Raw genomic sequence first — 19,374 nt, 5'->3', positions numbered from 1 at the left:
ATGTATTAAACCGTTTTTACCCTACGGCAGGCAGGGCGAACCGGCAATACTCCAAATCCCGCCAATCTACCCGAACAAATCCTTGAGGTCCGAGAGGCTCGGCTTCTGCAGCTCGACGGTCATTTCGCCTTGCCCGAACGTCACGTCTTTGATTTTCAGGGGCTTAGGGAACTCCTGTCCGAGCGGAAGCGACATATCGTCGACGGTGTCGTTCGGCAGATCAATATCCTTCAGGCGGACCGATTCCACGGTCGCCGTCAAATTCGGCGCCTTCCAAGCCAGGCGATACGTCACTCTCAGCCCGGCGGGAATCCTGTCCTTCCACAGCAGGCTCAAATCGGACACGAGCCGGTCGCCCTCCAGCGTAAAACGGGCGCCTTGCACCAAGACGTCCTTGTTTCGGTAGGGGTTTTCCGCGAGCGATTTGATAAGAACGTTATTCACGTCCTCATCGGTCAGCACCATCTTGAAGGACATGCGCTTGACCATATCAAGCGCTTTTTTATTCATGTCGACGTTCCGGTAGTCGAGGGACAGCGTCGGATCCGGCCGTACGTAATAAAGCGCGCCGACACCCCCGGCGACGGCGAGGATGAGAAGGACGATCAGGCAGATCAAAAACTTTTTCACTCGGATTCCCCCATTTAGGTGCCTTGTACGTGCTTCGCGTCATTGACTTAAAATGTAAGAAGGCGTATAAAGAATATTAACAAATTCGTTGACGGGAACAGGCCCCCGGTCATTCGATCCCCAGAGAGCCGGCGCAAGCTGCGAGCCGGCGGTCGAAGCCGCACATGGGCATCCTCCCCGAGAAGCCGCGCCGAACCGGATCCGGGTAAGCGAGGACGGAGCCCCCGTTACGGGCGTCGCGTTAGGATATACGCGCAAGAAGCGCCGCACGTTGCGCCCGCCGGGCGAACGCGCGGAACGAGGGTGGTACCGCGGATGACATCCGTCCCTTTCAGGAGGGGCGGTTTTTTTATTTCCTTAAACATTAGCTTGCTTAATGACTCGATCCCTAAACGAAAGGATGGAATTCCCATGCCGCTGTCCGATTCGCCGAACCGCATCCCCTTGGCCGACGTGCTCCATGCCCACCGGGTGCTGCAGGAAGTCATCGTGCAAACCCCGTTGCAGCCGAACCGGGGCTTGTCCCTCAAATACGGCTGCAATGTGTATCTCAAAAGGGAGGACCTGCAGGTCGTCCGTTCTTTCAAAATCCGGGGCGCCTACAACCTGATTTCCTCCCTGTCCGAGGAACAGCGCCGCCGCGGCATCGTTTGCGCCAGCGCGGGCAACCATGCGCAGGGCGTCGCTTATTCCTGCCATGCGCTCGGGATCTCGGGCATTATTTACATGCCGGCGACGACGCCCAGACAGAAAGTGAACCAGGTGGAGCTGTTCGGCGGCGAGTTCGTGGATATCCGTCTGGTCGGCGACACGTTCGACGACGCATATGAGGAGGCCGTACGGTTGTGCGAGCGGGAAGGCAAAACCTTCGTCCACCCGTTCGACCATCCGTCCATCATTGCCGGTAACGCTACGGTCGGAAAGGAAATCCTCGAAGCCGGCGTGCAGCCGATCGATATCCTCATCGTGTCCGTCGGCGGAGGCGGCTTGTCCGCGGGCGTCGCGTCCTATGTGAAGGCCGTCAGCCCCGATACGTACATCATCGGCGTCGAGCCGGAAGGAGCACCGTCGATGACGCGGTCCCTCGAAGCCGGCGAGGTCGTGACCGTCGACGAAATCGAGAAGTTCGTGGACGGAGCCGCGGTCAAACGGGTGGGAGACCTTACGTACGCGATCGGCAAGGACCTGATCGACGAGGTGATGCTCGTGCCCGAAGGCCGGGCCTGCACGACGATCCTTGACCTGTACAACCAGCACGCCATCGTGGCCGAACCGGCCGGCGCTCTTCCGGTCGCGGCTTTGTCGGCGATCGACCCTGAGCGGCTGAAAGGCAAAAACGTCGTCTGCGTCGTCAGCGGCGGCAACAACGATATCGACCGGATGCAGGAGATCAAGGAAAGATCGCTGATCCACGAAGGGCTGAAGCATTATTTCATGATCAACTTTCCCCAGCGCGCAGGCGCGTTGCGGGAGTTCCTCGACGACGTGCTCGGGCCGACCGACGACATCGTCCAGTTCGAATACACGAAGAAGCTGAACAAGGAGAACGGTCCTGCGATGGTCGGCATCGAGCTCAAAAGCCGCGACGATTATGACCCGCTCGTCGGCCGCATGACCCGCAAAGGGCTGCAGTTCGTCGAGCTGAACAAGAATCCGTTGCTGTTCAAGTTTTTGGTGTAACGGAAATTTATTCACCTTACGTAAAAACAAGAAGAGGCCGGCCCTTCGCCAGCCTCTTCTTGCTTTTACCGCTTCTCTTACCAAGCATAAGCCCGCGGGGCCTCTCCGCCGGGGCCAGGGAAAATTTCGTCGAGCCGGGCCAGCACGTCCGCATCCAGCTTCACTTCCACCGCCCGCAAGCTGCGCTCGAATTGATCCAGCGTCCGGGCGCCGAGAATCGGCGCGGTGACGGCCGGCTGGTGCAGCAGCCAGGCCAGGGCGACGGTGTCCTCCCGCTCGCCCAGCTCGGCGCACAGCTTGGAGAACGCCTCCAGCTGGCCGCGGACCTGCGCGATGCGCTCCCGCTGCGCCACGCTGCGCAAGCCGGCCTCGGGCCGAAGCGCGTTGCCGCCGAGCAACCCGGCGTCCAGCGGAGCCCAGACGGTGATCCCGATGCCAAGCCCCTGTGCGGCCGGAAGCACTTCGAGCTCCGGCAGCCGGCAGAGCAGGTTGTACTTATGCTGTTCCGACACCAGCCCCATCTGTCCGCGTGCCTTGGCTTCGCCTTGCGCGACCGCCAGATCCCAGCCGGCGAAATTGCTGGAGCCGACGTAGCCGATCTTGCCCTGGTGCTGCGCGGTCTCGAATGCTCCCCATAATTCGTCCCAGCCTACGCTGCGGTCGATATGGTGCATGATGTACAGATCGACATGGTCGGTCCCGAGGCGGCGGAGGGAACCTTCCAAATGGCGGCGCACTTTATACGCCGACAGCCCCGCTTCCTTGTTCGGACCGTCCAGCGGATCGTGCATGTGACCGTATACTTTCGTCGCGAGCACGGTTTTTTCTCGGCGTCCCCCGCCTTGGCGAAACCAGCGACCGATGATTTCTTCCGTCAGCCCGGACTTTTCTCCCCCGTAGCCGTTGGCGGTGTCAATGAACTGGATTCCCGCGTCCAGCGCCGCATCCAGGATGCGGAACGCTTCCCGCTCCTCCGTGTCCACGCCGAAATTCATCGTTCCCAAACACAATCTGGATACCCGCAGGCCCGAACGGCCCAATTTCGTATACTCCACTTCCGTTTCCTCCTCTTCCCGGGGCGATACCTCACAAATGTATGAGTTAAACCGGTCGGCACAGAACGCATGCGATTCGATTTCACCTTACGTAACTACCGGCCTAATGTGGTATTTACACAAACATCGCAGAATTGAATTATCCGCCCCGGCGCCTGCCCCGCGCTCGACCACTCCCATTTTCGGTTTGGATAAAGCTAGGGGATTGACTATAATGGAAGAGGTTTACGAAACGCCTGCTAACGGCCAACCGTATTGTTAAAAAGGAGTTCTCCCATGAAACTCGCACCGATCAAAGAGCTACTCCGCTCGGACATGCTGCTCTACATCGTGATCCTTTTTCTCGTGGAATTCGTGCGCGGAGCCGCCTTGATCAGCTTTCTTTCCATCTACGGCACCAAACATCTCGGGCTCGACCTGGACGTCATCGGCGCCGCCATCACCGCCAGTTTCGTCACCGATACGGCCGTGAAGCTGGCCATGGGTTACTTGTTGGACCGGTTTTCGATCCGTTCGGTCGTGAACACGAGCCTGCTGCTGTCGTTCGCGGGCATGCTGCTGATCGGCTTCGCGGGCGTTCCCTGGTTGTTCATTACCGGGGCCGGGCTGCTCGGCTTCGGGCTATCGCCGATCTGGATCGTATGCCTGACCCGCATTCGCGAGGAAAGCCGGGGCACGCAGATGGGCATGCTCTACACCATTTGGCTCGTCGGACTCGGTGCCGGCCCCGTCGCGACCAACTTCGTCCTGGATTGGAGCCTGGGCACGGCGTTCTGGATGCTGGCGGCGATTTCGCTTGGCTGCTGGCTGTTGTCTTTCCTTTTGTCCGGCAATCAGCAAGTTCACATCGACAGAGTCCCTTTCCGCACGCAGCTGTCGATATTAGGGTCTCGGCTGCGCGAAATGAAGGTGCTGCTGCCGGGCATGGTGCTGCAAACGCTGGGCGCGGGCATGCTGCTCCCCATTTTGCCGACGTTCGCTTCCAACAGCCTGGGCATCACGACCTCCCACTATTCCGCTTTGCTTACGACGGGCGGCGCTTTCACCGTGCTGGGCTTGATCCCGATGGGCAGGCTGGCCGACCGCTTCGGCAAAAAGTGGTTTCTCGTGACGGGTTTTCTCGTGTTCGGGGTCGTCCTTTATTTGCTTACTTTAAAACCGCCATACGGCCTTGCGTTGATCTGGGCGCTCGTGCTCGGCGTTTCCTACGCGGCCGTATTGCCCGCCTGGAACGCGTTGCTCGCGGCTTATGTTCCTCCGGGGCAGCAAGGGCTCGGATGGGGCGTTTTCTCCACGGTGGAAGGACTCGGCGGCGTGATCGGCCCTTATGTCGGCGGCGTTCTGGCCACGCAGCTGAGCGAAGCCTGGGTGGTGGGCATCGCGGGTGCCTTGTTTATTTCGATCAGCCTTTTTTACGTCTTCTTCCCTTTCCATTCGCTGCGCGGGGAACGGCAGGCCGGCGCCTAAATCCGGCCGCGTCCGCACATACTTAGAGGAGTTGCCTTATGCATATCGATAGCTGGCTGGCGTTTCGCTGGGAAGACATGACCGCGCACCTGAAAAACATCGATCTCCAAGACATTCAGGCATTGCTGGACCGTTATTCCCGGCTGGGGCCGCTGCCCGGCATCCTGCTGCCGCTGCTCGAGGCACTCATGCCTTTTCTCCCGCTCGTCGTATTCGTGGTCGCAAACGCTTCCGCTTACGGCTTATGGGCGGGTTTTCTCTATTCCTGGATCGGCGCCTGCCTCGGCGCCCTGATCGTGTTCTCGCTGGCCCGATGGTTCGGCCGACGGTACGGGGAACGGATCCGGCGCCGCTATCCGCGTACCGAACGTTTTTTTACCTGGGTCGAACGCAAGGGCTTTACGCCCATTTTCCTGCTCTCTTGCTTCCCTTTCTCTCCGTCCGCTCTCGTGAACATTTCCGCCGGTCTTTCCAAAATGCCTCTGCACACGTTCTTCACCGCGATCTTTCTGGGCAAAGCCGTCATGATTTTCATGCTGTCTTTTCTGGGATCGGACCTTCAGGCGATGGCGGAGCAGCCTTGGCGGATCGCGGCCGCGATTGCGGTGTTGGTCGTCATGTGGTACGGTGGCAAAAAGCTTGAAAAACGCTACGGAACCGACAAATGACGAGTTTTTCGGTGTGCGGATGATGAGGAGGGCTTTATCAAATGTCTGCAACCTCCATGTGGGGATACGGGATAGCCATTACGATACTGGTCGTGCTGCTCGGGGGCATGTTCTTTCTCCTGCGGGCGATGTCGGACGAGTCCGGCAAGTACGGCGAAATCAAGGAAATGCTGGACTCGTTGTTCAGCACCCCGTCCTTCCTGCGGCCGGGATCGGATTCGAAGGAAGTCCCTCCGGGCCACGGGGAAGCGGCAGCCGCCCGAACGGACGTCGAGCCGTTCGAGGACGAGTGCCCCGCCTGCCGCGCAAGGGTGACCCACGAGCATGTGGAATGCCCTTCTTGCGGGCTTCGTTTGATGGACTGAACGGCGAAGCGAGGCATAGCCGGCCGGCTTCGGTGGCACCCTAACTCGGAATCCACATTCCGGCGGACAACGACAGGGTTGACCGTTACGTTGCCCGCCACCCGAGGAGGAAGCGGTTATGTCCGGAGAACATCCTTCCGCCGCGCAAGAAGAAGCGAGTTCCGCCCAGTCCAAAGCCGACCGAACCGGCCAAGGCAAGGAGCGGTCCAGCCGCATGCAGTCCAAGGCGGACAGAGCCGCCTATCCCAAGCATGGCTTATAAAGCGAGGGGGGCTGTCCAGTGAGCGAAGAAAAACATGCGATGCTGCCGTTAAGCGGCGAGAAAATCGAAGTCGACGGCGTGTATAAAAACGAATGGGGACGCGAGCTCGAGCTGGAACGCGGCAACGTATTTCCGGCCGATCCCGTACTCGGCACGACGGAATGGGAGCTCGTCGAATTCAGCTTCGACAATCACCATGAAGGCGAGACCGATCCCCGGCTCTATCCGAAGAAAGACGAGATCGAGAAGCAGCAAGGAAAAATCACCCACCCTCGCAGGCACTTCAACCGCCAAGATCGTTAGAGACAAGAAAACCGGCCGCTCCTTGAGCGGCCGGTTTTTTGTGTGCTTGTAATCACGCCTTCTCCGCCGCATGCTCGCCTGGCCCGTTCGCCTCGCTGCGGCTCAAGTAATTTTCCATCAGCTTATCGAGGCGTCGCAGCCGGTCCTCGTACGAGAACACGGACGTCGTGACCACGAGCAGGCGCGCGCGCGCGATCGTTTCTTCTTGCACGGAGCGGTCCGCGATCATCTCGGTGAGCAGCGCCGTCGCCTCGGGAGGCGGGGCGGCTGCCGAGGCGCCCGGCTTCATATGGCCTTCCCACTTCCACATGAGCTGCTCGTGATACCCGCAGAGCGTTTCGATCTGCCGGTCCACCAGCCGGTTCCACTCTTTGGTCGTCCGTACCGCGAAATAGTGATCCTCGACCGCCATGATCAAAGAGCGGCCGAGCGCCAACGCTTCGATCATTCCTTTGTACACGACGAGCAGGCGAGCCCGTCCCATCCGCGTATTGCGGCCCCATACCCGTTCTTCCGTGAACAGCTCGTAAAACTCCTCCAGCTTGCGGATCTGCGCGCTCAGCTTCTCGAGTTCGTCCCGAAACACGTTCTCTTTCAGCTCGTTCGACACCGTCGTACGGAGCAGCCTGGACATCAACGTCTGGGCGTCCTGAACCATCTTCACGAATCGCTTCGCATGGCGGGGCGGCGCGATCGCGACGTTCACCAAGAACGCCGAGACGATGCCCGTCATGATCGAGCCCAGCCGATCGGCCGCGACCAGCCAGCCTTGCGAGCCGCCGGCTTCCATCACGACGACGACCGTGACCAGCGTCAGGCCGATCGTCTCCTCCGTACCGATCTTCAGGCACAGCAGAATCACGCAAATGGACACGAGCCCCACGGAAATCGGAGTCGTCCCAACCAGCCAGACCGCGCCGATGGCGATGGCGGCGCCCAGCAGGTTGCTCTGCACCTGCTCCAAAATCTGCTTCCAGGAGCGGTAAATCGAAGGCTGAATCGTGAATATGGCCGCGATCGCCGCAATCAGCGGCGACTTCAGCCCGATCAGCATACCGACCCAGAGGGCGAACGCGACGGCCAGCCCGGTTTTGAGTACGCGCGCTCCGATCGTCATGGCGTAAGCACCGCCTCTGCGGATGCCATTTCGCTTCCGTTCACGATAAGGGCGAGGCGATGAACGCCCGGATAATGCCGGCGGGTCGATAAATCCGCGAACGAGTGGCGCCGGACGCCGATCACGACGGAACCGCCTTCCGCGATTTTCTCGCTTAATCGGAACTGCTTCCGGTAGCTTTTGCCGCCCGGCCGGGGAAACGTGACGGCCAGCTCCAAACGGAGCTTGATCGCCTCCCCTTCCGGAACGCGCAGCTTATATCTGGCCTCGACCGAACCGCCCATCGGAATCTCGCGGTCGGACAACGCCCATTCCTCGACCTCGACGCCGGCCGCCGGAAGCAAGCCGAACCGCGCCATGATTTCCGGATGGGCGGCCCGAATCAACCCCCGGCAGCCGTGCCGCAGCACCCAATCGGTTCGGGCGTCTTCACCTTGCCACTGAATCACCCGCTCCACGACTTGTTCGGGGTGATCCTTGGAAATGTCGTTCATATTGTTCGCCACGCTTTTGCGCACGTACTCCGACGGATCCGCTTTAAGCCGCTCCAAAATCGGCCAGATCGGCGCAGGATCCCGTTTCAACTCCGGAACCCCCATCGCCCATGGCAGACGAGGCCTGCAGCCTTCGCTGGCGAGCCGCCGGACATGCTCATCCGGATGCGAACTCCACGCCAGCATCCGGCCCATCATTTTGTCCAAGTCTTTCAGCAAATAAGGGCGTACCGCGAACTCCGACGACGACATCGGAGTAAACTTCTCCAGTGCCGCGATCGAGCGGTCCCAATCGTCGAGCCCATAGCGCTCCACGAAATCCGGAAAAAACATATAGGGAAATCCGCGGCACTCCTCCGCAATATCCTCGAGCACGGTCAGCGCTTCTTCGTATTCCTTCGGGAGCGTCTCTCTGAGCCCCTCGGAAATCCGCCTCATCCGCGCCTTCAATTCGAGCTCATCCCATCCCGCGCCGAGCACGAAGTCCACGAACCGATCCGCGTCAAAAGAAGGCAGCCGTCTGCGGACGATTTGCGCGAAATCCCTTAAAAACCGTTCATGATACATCGCTTTGAGCGCTTCCGCCAAGCCGGTTCCCTCCTTGCCGTCTTCACACGCTCCATTATACCATTTTCCGCCATTGGCCCGCCTGCGCAAGGCCAAACCCTCTCCCCTGCGAAAACGCTTCCCGAAAACGAAGCCGATCTTTTATAATGTTAAACAATACATCCCCGTATGGACCCACCCGAGGAGGCCTACCCACACGTGATTTTGTTCGTGGTCAACGAAAAATCCGGCAACGGCCGGGGCAAGAAAGCCTGGCAGGCCGCGGAAAGCATTTTGCGGGAACGGGGCACTCCTTATGCGGCCATCACCGCTACATCGCCCGCCGATGCGATACTCCAAGCCAAGAGCAAGATCGAACGGGAGCCTGTGCAAGCCCTCGTGGCCGTCGGCGGCGACGGCACCGTACACAGCCTGCTTCCGCTCGCTGTGGAGTACCGGCTGCCGCTTGGCCTCATCCCCTCGGGCTCCGGCAACGATACGGCTTTGGCCTTCGGCATCCCGAAGGATCCCGCCGCCGCGCTGGATATCGTGCTGGGCGGATCCACCCGTCCTTCGGACCTGCTGGCCGCACGGCAGCCGGATGGCAGCCTCCACTACTCCCTGATCTCCGTGGCGATCGGGCTCGACGGAGCCGTGGCCGAAGACGTGAACGGGTCGCGTTACAAGCGGTGGTGCAACCGGCTGGGCATCGGCTCCGCCGCCTACATCATCGGCCTGTTCCGAATGCTCGCGGCGTTCAAACCCCAGCCGCTGACCGTCACGGTAGACGGCCGAACGCACGTCTTTCAGAAAGGCTGGCTCACGGCCGTCGCCAACCTCGCCACCTACGGGGGCGGGCTCAAAATCTGCCCCGACGCCAAGCCTTCAGACGGACTCCTCCACGTATGCGTCGTGCACGGATGCTCGGCGCTTCAACTGCTGTCCGTTTTCCCGACCGTATTGTCCGGCAAGCATGTCGGATCTAAATTCGTCACCATGCTGAAAGGAACCGACGTCTCCGTAGAGGCGCCGGTTCCTTTGCTTGCCTATGGCGACGGGGAGCCCGCCGGGCATACCCCGGTCCGCGCCTCTGTCCTGCCCCGTCAGCTGCTCATTTTCGCTTCGGCTTCGGGGTAACGGAAAGGCAGCATGATTTCGAACAGGGTCCCTTTTCCGATCTCGCTGTTCACGTAGATGCGCCCGCGATGGTTGTCCACGATTTTGTAGCTCACCATCAGGCCGAGGCCGGTTCCCTTCTCTTTGGTCGTATAGAAGGGCTGGCCCATTTTCGCGAGCTGATCCTCGCCGATGCCGGGCCCTTCGTCGTGAATGCGGATGAACACGCCGTCATTGACCCGCGAAAGCCGGATCCGGATCGCGCCGCCGTCGACCATCGCTTCGATCGCGTTTTTGATCACGTTAATGAACACCTGTTTGACCTGGTTTTCCACGCCGTACACCCATAAAGGCTCGTTCCCGTAGTCCGTCTCGATCGCGATGTTATGCAGGATCGCCTGCGTCTCCAGCAGCGTCACCGTATCCCGCATCATCATGCGCACGTCGTGGTAGGACAGCTGGTACACCTGAGGTTTGGACAGCATCAGCAGCTCGCTGACGATTTCCTCGATCCGGTCCAGCTCGGAGTTCATGATATCGTAGTAGGTGGTATTGTTTTTGCGGCCGGAAGCGATCAATTGCAAGAAGCCTTTCAGCGAAGTGAGCGGGTTGCGGATTTCGTGCGCGATGCCCGCCGCCAACTGCCCCGCCACGTACAGCTTCTCGGAATTGATGAGCAGCTCCTCGTTCTTCTTCCGCTCCGAGATGTCGCGGATGATGACTTGGACGGCCGGCTCGTTGTTGAGCGTCGTCATCGTTTCCACGATTTCCGTATTCAGCACTTTGCCGTTCAGCGTATACCAATCCTGCTCCAGCGGGCGCCCGCTCCCCGTCACCGCGAGATTGTTCAGCCGCTCCTGCACGTTCTCGTGGTCCTTCGGCGGCAGGAACGAAAAGATCGATTTTCCGAGCAGGTCCTTAGGCTCCTCCGCCTCGAACATCCGAAGCCCGGATGCGTTTACGAACCCCCACGTGTCCCCTTTCAGGATGGCGATCGTATCGAGCGAATTTTCGACCAGCAGCCGGTAGCGCTCGTCCATCTGGTTCAGACGTTTGTCGATATACCAGGTCACCAGCGTCGACAGCAAAATAAGCAAAGCGGCGATGCCGACGATAAAGCCGACCAAGTTGACGTCTTGGCTCAGCTTTTCCGTCGTGTTAACGACAGAGAATTCGATGTTCAGCGCCTCTCTGGCGAGCAGCTGCACGACGACTACGGAGACGCCCAGCGTCAGGCTGGCGAACCAGAGGCAGGCTTTGCGGTTCTGCTCGGCGAGCAGGAAAGAGCCGTACGTGCCGACGAACAAAATGACGAGCGAAGTCGTGAGCGGGGACAACTCGACCGACAGCCGCCCGATCGGCTGGCCCAGCACGCTGAAATACGTCATGAACGCGATACCGAAAGCCAAAATCGAGCTGCCGATCAGCAAGCGGTAGCGGAATACGTTATGAAACGTCAGCATGACGAAAGCCGTAAGCGAGAAGAAAATGATGAAAAACAGGCTCACGAGCATGCTCCAAGCGAAATAGAGCGGTTGTCCGTATGCCAGCACGGTCACGAAATGTTTCGCCCACAAACCGACTCCGAAAACGAAAGCGCCGCCCGCCAGCCAAAATTGCCGAAAGGTGCCGTTCGTTCGCTTCAGATTGCTGATGAAGTTGAACATCGTATAAGATGCGAGTATGCTGATCAACAAGGCCAGCAACAGGAATAAAGTCGGCCATAACGCCACGGAACCGGTCATGTTCATCCCTCGCGATCGAATGGGCTGCATTGGGAATGCTCTTTATCCTCTTCGACGATATACGCCAAATTCCCTTCCGGCTCGGTCCAATTAATGGGAGGTTTCCGATATGACAACCCCAAATAACGAACTTTTTGACATTTACGACGGTATAGGGAATCCGCTCGGCACCGCTTCCCGGACGGAAGTTCACGAGCAAGGCCATTGGCATCAAACATTCCATTGCTGGCTTGTCCGGTTGGACGGGGACGGCCGGGTGAAAATCCTGTTCCAGCGGCGTTCGGACGCCAAAGACACGAATCCCGGAGGCTACGACATCACGGCGGCCGGCCACCTTGCCGCAGGCGAAACGGTGGAAGAAGCGGTGCGGGAAGTCGAGGAAGAGCTCGGCTTGTCCGTGCCTTTCGATCGGCTTGTTTATTACGGCAACATTCGGGAAGAAGCGGAAGGCGAAGCGCAGGGCAAACGGTATATCGACCGGGAGCTCAGCCACGTATACGGCTTCGTGACCGAACAACTCCCGCGCGATTTCCGGCTTCAGGAGGAAGAAGTGGCGGGCTTGTACGAAGCGGATGCCCTTCGCCTGATCGCGATGATGGAAGGATACGAGGACTCCGTCGAGGCTGAAGGCATCGAAGTGAAGGACGGTAAGGCGCTGCCGAGCCGCGTTCGGGTCCGGGCGTCGCAGTTCGTTTCCCGGGATTATGCCTACTATGTCGGGGTGTTTCGGTTTCTGCACGGCTTGGCGGCTCGCGAATAACGTTTGCGAAATCCGCACCGATAAGGTGTTGCGAGCATCCTAACAGGAGCGACCCGCCTGGATGGGTTCCCGGCGGGTCGCTTCTTTTCGTTCCTGAAGTTCACTCCAGCGGCATGCCGGCGGCTTTCCGGACTTCGTTCGCGAGACGATGGAATTCGTCCTTGTCGGTCTTCGTCGTCGCCGCGTTCCAAGCCGCTTGGAGAAAAGCGATGATTTTCACCGCGTCTTCTTGGCTCATCGACGGAACCTCCTCCTCTATCTTCAATTGAGGGTCTTGGGTGTTCCACCAGCCTTCGCCGCCGTAGGAATGATTCAAGTCCAAGGCGACCCCGGCGACCCGGACGTCGTTTTGGTACTGAAAGACGTTGGCATGATCGCTTCTCTTCCCCCGGCTCCACGCGTAAGTCTGCCAGAAATGCCGGCACGCCTGCCGCCTGGCCATCTCCTCCACGACCGAATAAGAACCGTATACGCCGGTTTCATACCCGGTGATCCGAGAAGCCGCCGCTTTCAAGTAGGCTTCGATTTCATCGAAGTCGCTGGCCGCCGCGTCATAATCGACCGCGAAGTAGATGGCCGAGCCTTCGGGCTGACCGACCGCTCGGGCTTCCCGCATCGCCGCGGTCCCATCCGCCAGCCCGGCGGATGCACCCCCCGCCGCACGGTTCGCGGACGTTTCGTAAACGGAGATGATCTGCAGGCCCGCCGCCGTAATGGCTTCGGCCTCCGCTCGGGTCAGGCGCTTCCAAGCATACGCTGCCGGCACCAGATAACGGGCGGCGAACCGATATCCGGCTCCGGCGAGCGATCTCGCATGATCGGCGTTCAGCGGCGTGGCACAGTCGATTCCTTCGGCCACCAGGCATCCCTCGCTTTTCTGCGGTTGAATGCATTACGCATCTTCTTTTATTGAATGAGACTAGCGAGGGTTTTATGAGGGCTCTAAGAGAAATCTCATCAGCTTCCCGTAATGAAACTCGTTAAAATCGCCGCCGCGGATGCCAGGATGGTTCCCGCAATCGTGCGCCAGAGCCACCGCTGGCCTTCCTTCATGTCGTCCAAACGATGGTGCGCGGATTTCGCAGCCTGGATCGCGTGCAATGCCGTCTCTTTAGACAATTTAGCGGTTTCCCGATCCTCCCCCAAAGCCTCCAGGATGGTCTCCAGCCGGACCAGGCGCTCCCGCATTTCCGCGAACTCCCTCATTTCATCCACTTTGTCGTTTTGGCGCATGGGATGGGTTCTCATCCGTTACCCGCCTCCTTTTTCATTGCCATTTCGGTAACATCTGATACAATTATTTTTGCCATAATGGAAATTGCAACTCTATCATAAGAGCAATAACTCTCGTAGTCAACTTAAAATTTCCAAAATGGCAAAATAAAGTTTTACCAAACCGACAAACCTGCTATACTAAAGTTATCCCACTCCACTCGAAGGAAGATCGACGATGCCACTCGGACACCGCCTGCGGGAACGCAGGGAAAAGCTCGGCAAGACGCAGCTTGACTCCGCCAAAGACCTGGGTATCAGCAACGTACAATTGTCGCGTTACGAATCCGGGGATCGCAAGCCGGACCCCCAGATGCTGAGCCGATTTGCCGAATATTATAAAACGACGGCCGATTACTTGCTGGGCCGCACGGATGACCCAACCGCGGGACATCCTGAAACAGGCGATGCCGATTTCCATGCGGCATTCGAGCAATTCATCAACAATCCGGAGCATGGCGTTTTTTTCAAGGAGTACTTGGCCGCGCCGGAAGCGCGCAAAGAGGAAATGCGGAGGTTTTGGGAGTTCATCCGGGAGAAGGAACAAGGAAGGAAGCCGGGCGACCGGCAAGGCGGAGCGTAAACGAGGGCCCTCAAAGGGCTTTTCTTTTCCGGAAAAATACGAACATACATTCTCATTCAATAAAGGTGAAGCCATGAATCTGAGCTTTGCGCAAACCACGCTGGAGCAGTGGACGGAGCAGTTGTGGGACAAAGCCGGCATCCGGGCGGTCTCGCAGTTGAACATTGACGAGGTGGCCGCGCGTTTGAATGTCTGGGTCCACTATATGGACGAGACCAGCCGGGCTCTCGAATATTTAGGCATGCGCTCCATTCTCATCGATAAACGACTGGGCGCCAGGGAACAATGGGAAGAGTTCCTGCATGAGCTATGCCACGTGCTTCGCCATGCCGGCAATCAGACGCTGATGCCCAAATCGTTTTGCGAGGGGCAGGAAGCGGAGGCCAACCGGTTCGTTCTATACGCGGCGATTCCCGCCTCCATGCTGATGGCGATCCCTCTGCCCGACAGCCTGGAAGAAGCCTCGGAACTGCTTGCGGATCGGTTCGGCGTCACGCCGGCCTTGGCGCGGAGAAGGCTGGAGCAGATTCAACGCCGGATTTTCGCCCGCGCTTTGTGGGAAGAAGCGCTGGAAGCCGGTGCCTATCCTCTGCCGCGTTCCGGATTGCCGACGTGAAGAGCCCGCCATCAAGGGCGGGCTCTTCGTATTATCGGGGTGTCGAGAAATTAGCTGCGATCCCGCTCCGGATTTCTGTTGCGCATACCGGCAAGGCCGATCAGACCCAGAAGACCCAGCCATCCCCAGTCATAGTTGCGTGTCGTCGTCGTTGCCGTCGTGCGGTACCGGCCCGTGTTCGTCACGCCCGTGTTGTACCCGGTGTAGTTATTCGTTCCGTAAGTTCCGGTGCGGCCCATATTGTTGCTGAAGCCGCTGTTCGTATACGTGCCCACTCCGACGCCCGTACCGTTAATGCCGATGCCTGCACCGTGGAACGTTCCCGTGCCGTTCGTCGTACCGACGCCATTATAGGTACCCGGCGTGCCCGTATTGTTGTATGTGCCCGTACCGCTATACGTGCCCATGCCGGTACCCGTCGTGCTGTTCGTGCCTTGAGCATAGGCCGGAACGGCCAACATCAAAGACAAGCCTGCGACCATCAAACCGCTTTGGATCTGTCTTTTCATGCTGTACCCACCTTTTAAACGAGTTTTAATCCTTCATTAAGGTGTCCTCCGGTACGGCGTTTATGCTGGAAACCGCTGTATTTCACCCTCTAACTTTGGAAATAAAGATAATGATTTATTTTCAGGGATAGGGGACGTTATCATGCAAGCGTTCTGGAAAGGCACGATTCAAATTGCCCAGCTCCAGGTTCCGATCAAGCTGTATTCCGCCACCGAGGAGAAAGGCATCTCATTCCGGCAGCAGCATGCCGATTGCGGAAATCCGATCTCGCACTTGAAGTATTGCCAAAGTTGCCAGACCGAAGTGGAAAACGAAAATATCCGCAAAGTTTACGACCTTGGCGGCGGTAAGTTCGTCGAAGTGAGCGAAGAAGAGCTTCAAGCGATTGCGCCGCCTGCCGACAAAACGTTCCGCGTCCAGCACTTCGTCCGTTCGTCCGAACTTGAACCCCATTATTGGAAGAAGCATTACTTCGTAGGCGTCGACGAGGTGGGCGGGCAGGCTTTCGAGCTTCTCCGTTATTCTTTGTTGAAAATGAAACGAACCGGCATCGGTTACGTGACGATGAGATCCGTTCAGCAGCTTGCCGCCCTGTGGGCTTCCAAAGACGGACTTATGCTCACCACGCTGCACTATGCCGATGAAGTCCGAGCGTACCCGGCAGCAAACTCCTCCGCGGTACCCGAGATGACAACCGAGTTGATGCAGGCATTCGGCAGCTTGGTATCCGGCTTGTCCGTGCCTTACGATCCCGCGCTATATCCCAACGTGCATAACGAGTCCATGATCCACCTGATCGATTCCAAAATCGCCGGCCAAGTTCCCGAGGTTTCTCACCCTCTCGCATCGACGGACTCCAGCCGGCACCTTACCGATTTCATGTCGGCGATCCAAAGAAGCTTGGCGGACATCGGGCAGGAAGAGCCGGACCTCTCCGCCAAAAAGGCGAAACGGAGTAAAGCGGCGAAATGAGCCGAATATCAACCGACTATTTTCCGAAATCAGGGAATCATACAGACGGGCATTTAGCTGAGGAGGAGTGAATAATGGATCAAGAAATGCATTACGGAACGGATTACAAATTTATTCCGGCGACTTCATTGGGAAGCGGTCTTGGGTTTGAGGTATTGCCTGATTTATATGGTCACACGATCCAAATCGTCAACGTTAGTTTCGTGGGCAATCCGGCAACCGGTGATTTCGTATTAGTGGATGCCGGTATGCCTATGTCAGGGAATGAAATCATGTCCGTCGCCGAACAGCGATTCGGTGCGAATGGACGGCCCCATGCCATCATTCTAACCCATGGCCACTTTGATCATGTGGGCGGAATAATCGAACTGGTTAAGGAATGGAAAGTCCCGGTTTACGCGCATCCCATGGAGCTGCCGTTTCTCACCGGCCAAAAAAGCTATCCGCAGCCGGACTCGACAGTGGAAGGCGGCATGATATCAAAAATATCCCCGCTGTTCCCTAATGAACCCATAGACTTAGGGAATCACGTCCAAGCGCTGCCTATGGATGAAACCGTTCCCTATTTGCCGGAATTCAGATGGATTCATACGCCCGGACATTCTCCGGGGCACGTTTCTTTATTCCGTGAACATGACCGGGCCTGATCGCAGGCGATGCTTTCATAACGGTGAAACAAGAATACCTGTATAAAGTATTCACTCAAGAACAGGAAATTAGCGGACCTCCCCGTTATCTCACGACGGATTGGGAAGCCGCAAAACAATCCGTGATTCAACTGGAGGCATTGAAGCCTTCGGTCGCCATTACCGGCCACGGGATACCCATGTCCGGCGACATACTTGCCAAGAGCCTTAAAAAACTCGTCAATGAATTTGATCAAATCGCAGTCCCCGATTACGGAAAATATGTAAACTAGGCCAGAGCATGAAAACCAAAAAGGCGCGGTTCCGAAATCTTCGGAAGCCGCGCCGTTAATGTTTTTGTAAGTGGTGCTGATGAAGGGATTCGAACCCCCGACCTACGCATTACGAATGCGTTGCTCTACCAGCTGAGCTACATCAGCGAAATCACTTTTATAGAATATTGTTTTTGAAGCAGAAAGTCAAGCATTTAATGGCTGGTTTTTTTTGGCCATCATACGACGTGGAAAACGCGGTTCTCACGGGCATGCGATGGATCCGCTGCCAAGTCGAACGCCGAGCTGCCGTGCACGGATTTCGAAGTGCCGAAGCCGCTGATCATCAAATGCAGCTGGCGCTTCAGATCTACCTCGTAAGGACGGTCCAGGGCGGTTCCTTCGGGATTGCGGATGACGCGGACGATCGGGCGCTGCTTGCTGTCTTCGTCGAAGCCGGATACGACGCCGATCTCGCCGGAGCTCAGTCGGACGGTCGTTCCTTTCGGAAACAACGCCATACTGTCGCGCAAGCGGCAAACCTTCTCCATGTCGTACAAGGAGCCGGCCCCGCCGTAAATCACTTCAAGCGCTTCGTGCGGCAGCATCGGGCTGCCTTGTCCGCGTCCGTTGACCAGCGTATCGAACATATCGAAAATGCTGACCCATTGGATGAGCGGATGGATCCGGTGGCCCTGCAGGCCGAACGGATAGCCGCTGCCGTCCACGCGTTCGTGATGGAACAGCGCGCATTGGGCGGTCAGGGTCGGGAAGCCGCTGTCCCTCAGCAAACGGAAGCCCAGCTCGGCATGGTTGCCGTATTCGGCGAAATCGGAGTTCATCGCCTTGCTGTCCAACCCGTTCGGAAGCAGGAGACGGCCGATATCGTGCAGCATGGCGCCCATCGAGAACGCGTGCAGCTCTTCTCCGGACAACCCTTCTTCAAGTCCGAGCTTCGTTGCGCAAACGCCGACGTTCAGCGCATGCTCGACGAAGTGCTGCTTGTCACCGTCGGTCAGCGTCGTGCTCAGATGGACGGGCAGGCACAGGTGGTTGCGGCGCACGCGGAGATCATCCACGAGCAGTTTCGCGGAATCGTGGCAGAAGCGAACGACGGAACCCGACACGGTTTCCTTGGCGCCGGCCGACAATTCGTCCATCACGTGCGACAATGCGCCGTGCAGCACGATGAGCGTTTCGTCCCGTATAGCTTGGTCCGGCGCGATGTCCTCCGTTCCTTGTTCTTCAATATGCAGGAACGGAAGTCCCATCTGTTGAAGCTTCAGGATGGCATGCTCCGTCAACAGGAACCCTCTTCCGGCGAGCACGTGTCCTTGCTCCGTATAGATCGAGCGGCCCAGCTTCATCCCCGGACGGCATTCGCTTGTTCTCATGATAATCATACTCGACACTTCCTTTCACTCGGGGGCCCGGCATCGCGTCCCCTGTCATAGTCCTATCGTACGGGAGCCTCGCGTCATATGACCAGTGACACGCGTCAGGAGCAAAGTCACAAAAATCGCAAGAACGCGTCGAAAGCTCCATGCCAAAAAGGGACCTATGTCTTATAATGGAAATGGAAAGGGGAGTGCCGCATGCTCCGAGTATTGATCGCCGACGATCAGACCCTCATGAGGGACGGCCTGCAGACGATCCTTCAATTAGAAGAAGATATCGAGGTCGTCGCCACCGCGGAGAACGGCGAGGAAGCCTGCCGATTGGTCGAGCAGTATCGCCCCGACTTGGTGCTCATGGACATCCGGATGCCGGTCATGAACGGAATCGAAGCCGTCAAAAAGCTGCGCGGCACGATGCCCGGCACCAAAGTGCTCGTCCTCACCACCTTCGACGAGGATGAATACATTATTGAAGCGCTGGCAAGCGGAGCCGTCGGCTTCCTGCTGAAGGACATTCCGACGGACAAGCTTCTGCAAGCCATCCGCGAAGCCGCCCGCGGCGACATCATGCTGCCCTCCGCGATCGCGGTGAAGCTGGCGGCACGCTTGTCCGCAGCCGGATCCGGTGACTCCGCGGCTTCCAGGACGCGAAGCAAAGCTTCCGAAGTCAAATTCACGGAGAGGGAAATGAGCATTATCTCCCTCATGGTGGAAGGACGGAATAACCGGGAAATCGCCCAACTGCTGTTCATGAGCGAAGGAACGGTCAAAAATTACATCAGCACGATTTACGATAAGATCGGCACGAATGACCGAACGCAAGCCGTCATCTGGCTGAAAGACATGACTGTCATATGACAACAGTCACTGTGAGACCGCCTGCTTCCCCGCTACAATGAAAACACGATCGCTGTACGT

Annotated in this window: 21 protein-coding genes, 1 tRNA gene and 1 pseudogene; 13 read left to right on the top strand and 10 right to left on the bottom strand. The window is 58.1% G+C overall.

Annotation, left to right across the window (positions count from 1 at the left end; translation table 11 throughout):
- Nucleotides 1–66: 66 nt before the first annotated feature.
- Nucleotides 67–630, bottom strand: coding sequence for a hypothetical protein (locus tag EAV92_RS22530; RefSeq protein ID WP_123043164.1), 564 nt, complete (start codon nucleotides 628–630; stop codon nucleotides 67–69).
- 405 nt (nucleotides 631–1,035) lie between these two features.
- Between EAV92_RS22530 and ilvA the strand changes: the two genes are divergently transcribed.
- Nucleotides 1,036–2,310 (top strand): threonine ammonia-lyase IlvA, encoded by a 1,275-nt coding sequence (ilvA, locus tag EAV92_RS22525; protein ID WP_420888835.1) that lies wholly within the window; start codon nucleotides 1,036–1,038, stop codon nucleotides 2,308–2,310.
- Nucleotides 2,311–2,387: 77 nt separating this feature from the next.
- On the opposite strand, the gene EAV92_RS22520 is transcribed toward ilvA, so the two are convergent.
- Entirely contained in the window at nucleotides 2,388–3,365 is a 978-nt protein-coding gene (locus EAV92_RS22520) for an aldo/keto reductase (protein WP_123043162.1), read from the bottom strand.
- A gap of 276 nt (nucleotides 3,366–3,641) precedes the next feature.
- Between EAV92_RS22520 and EAV92_RS22515 the strand changes: the two genes are divergently transcribed.
- From EAV92_RS22515 to EAV92_RS22500, 5 genes are all read left to right on the top strand, one after another.
- Nucleotides 3,642–4,832: an MFS transporter gene (locus EAV92_RS22515; protein ID WP_123043161.1), complete on the top strand. Its 1,191-nt coding sequence runs from the start codon at nucleotides 3,642–3,644 to the stop codon at nucleotides 4,830–4,832.
- A 38-nt stretch (nucleotides 4,833–4,870) separates the two neighbouring features.
- Nucleotides 4,871–5,500, top strand: a complete 630-nt coding sequence (locus EAV92_RS22510; RefSeq protein WP_206424253.1) for a TVP38/TMEM64 family protein — start codon at nucleotides 4,871–4,873, stop codon at nucleotides 5,498–5,500.
- A 41-nt stretch (nucleotides 5,501–5,541) separates the two neighbouring features.
- Nucleotides 5,542–5,865: a hypothetical protein gene (locus EAV92_RS22505; RefSeq protein WP_123043160.1), complete on the top strand. Its 324-nt coding sequence runs from the start codon at nucleotides 5,542–5,544 to the stop codon at nucleotides 5,863–5,865.
- Between the two features lie 118 nt (nucleotides 5,866–5,983).
- Nucleotides 5,984–6,127: a hypothetical protein gene (locus tag EAV92_RS24670; protein WP_164472898.1), complete on the top strand. Its 144-nt coding sequence runs from the start codon at nucleotides 5,984–5,986 to the stop codon at nucleotides 6,125–6,127.
- A gap of 39 nt (nucleotides 6,128–6,166) precedes the next feature.
- Nucleotides 6,167–6,430, top strand: a complete 264-nt coding sequence (locus EAV92_RS22500) for a transposase (RefSeq protein WP_123043864.1) — start codon at nucleotides 6,167–6,169, stop codon at nucleotides 6,428–6,430.
- 52 nt (nucleotides 6,431–6,482) lie between these two features.
- Here EAV92_RS22500 and EAV92_RS22495 read toward each other — a convergent pair whose 3' ends face one another.
- Both EAV92_RS22495 and EAV92_RS22490 read right to left on the bottom strand, forming a co-directional pair.
- Nucleotides 6,483–7,547 carry an FUSC family protein gene (locus EAV92_RS22495; RefSeq protein WP_123043159.1) on the bottom strand — a complete coding sequence of 355 codons (1,065 nt, stop codon included), beginning with the start codon at nucleotides 7,545–7,547 and terminating at the stop codon, nucleotides 6,483–6,485.
- Nucleotides 7,544–8,629, bottom strand: a complete 1,086-nt coding sequence (locus EAV92_RS22490; RefSeq protein WP_123043158.1) for a DNA alkylation repair protein — start codon at nucleotides 8,627–8,629, stop codon at nucleotides 7,544–7,546. Before EAV92_RS22490 ends, EAV92_RS22495 begins: the two co-directional genes overlap by 4 nt.
- 177 nt (nucleotides 8,630–8,806) lie before the next feature.
- On the opposite strand from EAV92_RS22490, the gene EAV92_RS22485 reads away from it, so the two are divergent.
- Complete coding sequence (locus tag EAV92_RS22485; protein ID WP_164472897.1) at nucleotides 8,807–9,724, top strand: diacylglycerol/lipid kinase family protein; 918 nt, start codon at nucleotides 8,807–8,809, stop codon at nucleotides 9,722–9,724.
- Here EAV92_RS22485 and EAV92_RS22480 read toward each other — a convergent pair.
- Nucleotides 9,691–11,448: an ATP-binding protein gene (locus EAV92_RS22480; protein WP_164472896.1), complete on the bottom strand. Its 1,758-nt coding sequence runs from the start codon at nucleotides 11,446–11,448 to the stop codon at nucleotides 9,691–9,693. The genes EAV92_RS22485 and EAV92_RS22480 overlap by 34 nt on opposite strands.
- A 109-nt stretch (nucleotides 11,449–11,557) precedes the next feature.
- On the opposite strand from EAV92_RS22480, the gene EAV92_RS22475 reads away from it, so the two are divergent.
- The gene (locus EAV92_RS22475; protein ID WP_123043155.1) at nucleotides 11,558–12,208 is read left to right on the top strand and encodes an NUDIX hydrolase; all 651 of its coding nucleotides are present in this window, start codon (nucleotides 11,558–11,560) and stop codon (nucleotides 12,206–12,208) included.
- Between the two features lie 100 nt (nucleotides 12,209–12,308).
- On the opposite strand, the gene EAV92_RS22470 is transcribed toward EAV92_RS22475, so the two are convergent.
- On the bottom strand, nucleotides 12,309–13,067 hold the full coding sequence (locus tag EAV92_RS22470; RefSeq protein ID WP_123043154.1) for a DUF1906 domain-containing protein: 759 nt from the start codon (nucleotides 13,065–13,067) through the stop codon (nucleotides 12,309–12,311).
- Between the two features lie 98 nt (nucleotides 13,068–13,165).
- Complete coding sequence (locus EAV92_RS22465; protein ID WP_123043153.1) at nucleotides 13,166–13,456, bottom strand: hemolysin XhlA family protein; 291 nt, start codon at nucleotides 13,454–13,456, stop codon at nucleotides 13,166–13,168.
- Nucleotides 13,457–13,658: 202 nt separating this feature from the next.
- Here EAV92_RS22465 and EAV92_RS22460 point away from each other — a divergent pair, with 202 nt between their 5' ends.
- Together EAV92_RS22460 and EAV92_RS22455 are read left to right on the top strand one after the other, a co-directional pair.
- Complete coding sequence (locus EAV92_RS22460; RefSeq protein ID WP_123043152.1) at nucleotides 13,659–14,063, top strand: helix-turn-helix domain-containing protein; 405 nt, start codon at nucleotides 13,659–13,661, stop codon at nucleotides 14,061–14,063.
- Between the two features lie 73 nt (nucleotides 14,064–14,136).
- Complete coding sequence (locus EAV92_RS22455; RefSeq protein ID WP_123043151.1) at nucleotides 14,137–14,679, top strand: ImmA/IrrE family metallo-endopeptidase; 543 nt, start codon at nucleotides 14,137–14,139, stop codon at nucleotides 14,677–14,679.
- Nucleotides 14,680–14,729: 50 nt separating this feature from the next.
- On the opposite strand, the gene EAV92_RS22450 is transcribed toward EAV92_RS22455, so the two are convergent.
- Nucleotides 14,730–15,188 (bottom strand): WGxxGxxG family protein, encoded by a 459-nt coding sequence (locus tag EAV92_RS22450; RefSeq protein ID WP_123043150.1) that lies wholly within the window; start codon nucleotides 15,186–15,188, stop codon nucleotides 14,730–14,732.
- Nucleotides 15,189–15,330: 142 nt separating this feature from the next.
- Between EAV92_RS22450 and ku the strand changes: the two genes are divergently transcribed.
- Together ku and EAV92_RS22440 are read left to right on the top strand one after the other, a co-directional pair.
- Nucleotides 15,331–16,161 carry a non-homologous end joining protein Ku gene (gene ku / locus EAV92_RS22445; RefSeq protein WP_123043149.1) on the top strand — a complete coding sequence of 277 codons (831 nt, stop codon included), beginning with the start codon at nucleotides 15,331–15,333 and terminating at the stop codon, nucleotides 16,159–16,161.
- A 74-nt stretch (nucleotides 16,162–16,235) separates the two neighbouring features.
- Nucleotides 16,236–17,080 (top strand): annotated as a pseudogene (locus EAV92_RS22440) (MBL fold metallo-hydrolase).
- A 71-nt stretch (nucleotides 17,081–17,151) separates the two neighbouring features.
- Here the strand turns inward: EAV92_RS22440 and EAV92_RS22435 are convergent.
- Together EAV92_RS22435 and EAV92_RS22430 are read right to left on the bottom strand one after the other, a co-directional pair.
- Nucleotides 17,152–17,227, bottom strand: a tRNA-Thr gene (locus EAV92_RS22435).
- Nucleotides 17,228–17,298: 71 nt separating this feature from the next.
- Entirely contained in the window at nucleotides 17,299–18,462 is a 1,164-nt protein-coding gene (locus tag EAV92_RS22430) for an HD-GYP domain-containing protein (RefSeq protein WP_123043148.1), read from the bottom strand.
- Between the two features lie 192 nt (nucleotides 18,463–18,654).
- On the opposite strand from EAV92_RS22430, the gene EAV92_RS22425 reads away from it, so the two are divergent.
- On the top strand, nucleotides 18,655–19,314 hold the full coding sequence (locus tag EAV92_RS22425; protein WP_123043147.1) for a response regulator transcription factor: 660 nt from the start codon (nucleotides 18,655–18,657) through the stop codon (nucleotides 19,312–19,314).
- Nucleotides 19,315–19,374: the final 60 nt, after the last annotated feature.

This window comes from Cohnella candidum (assembly GCF_003713065.1).
GTDB lineage: Bacteria > Bacillota > Bacilli > Paenibacillales > Paenibacillaceae > Cohnella > Cohnella candidum.
Note: the sequence above shows the minus strand (reverse complement) of the source record. Positions and strands in the feature narration are given on the sequence as shown.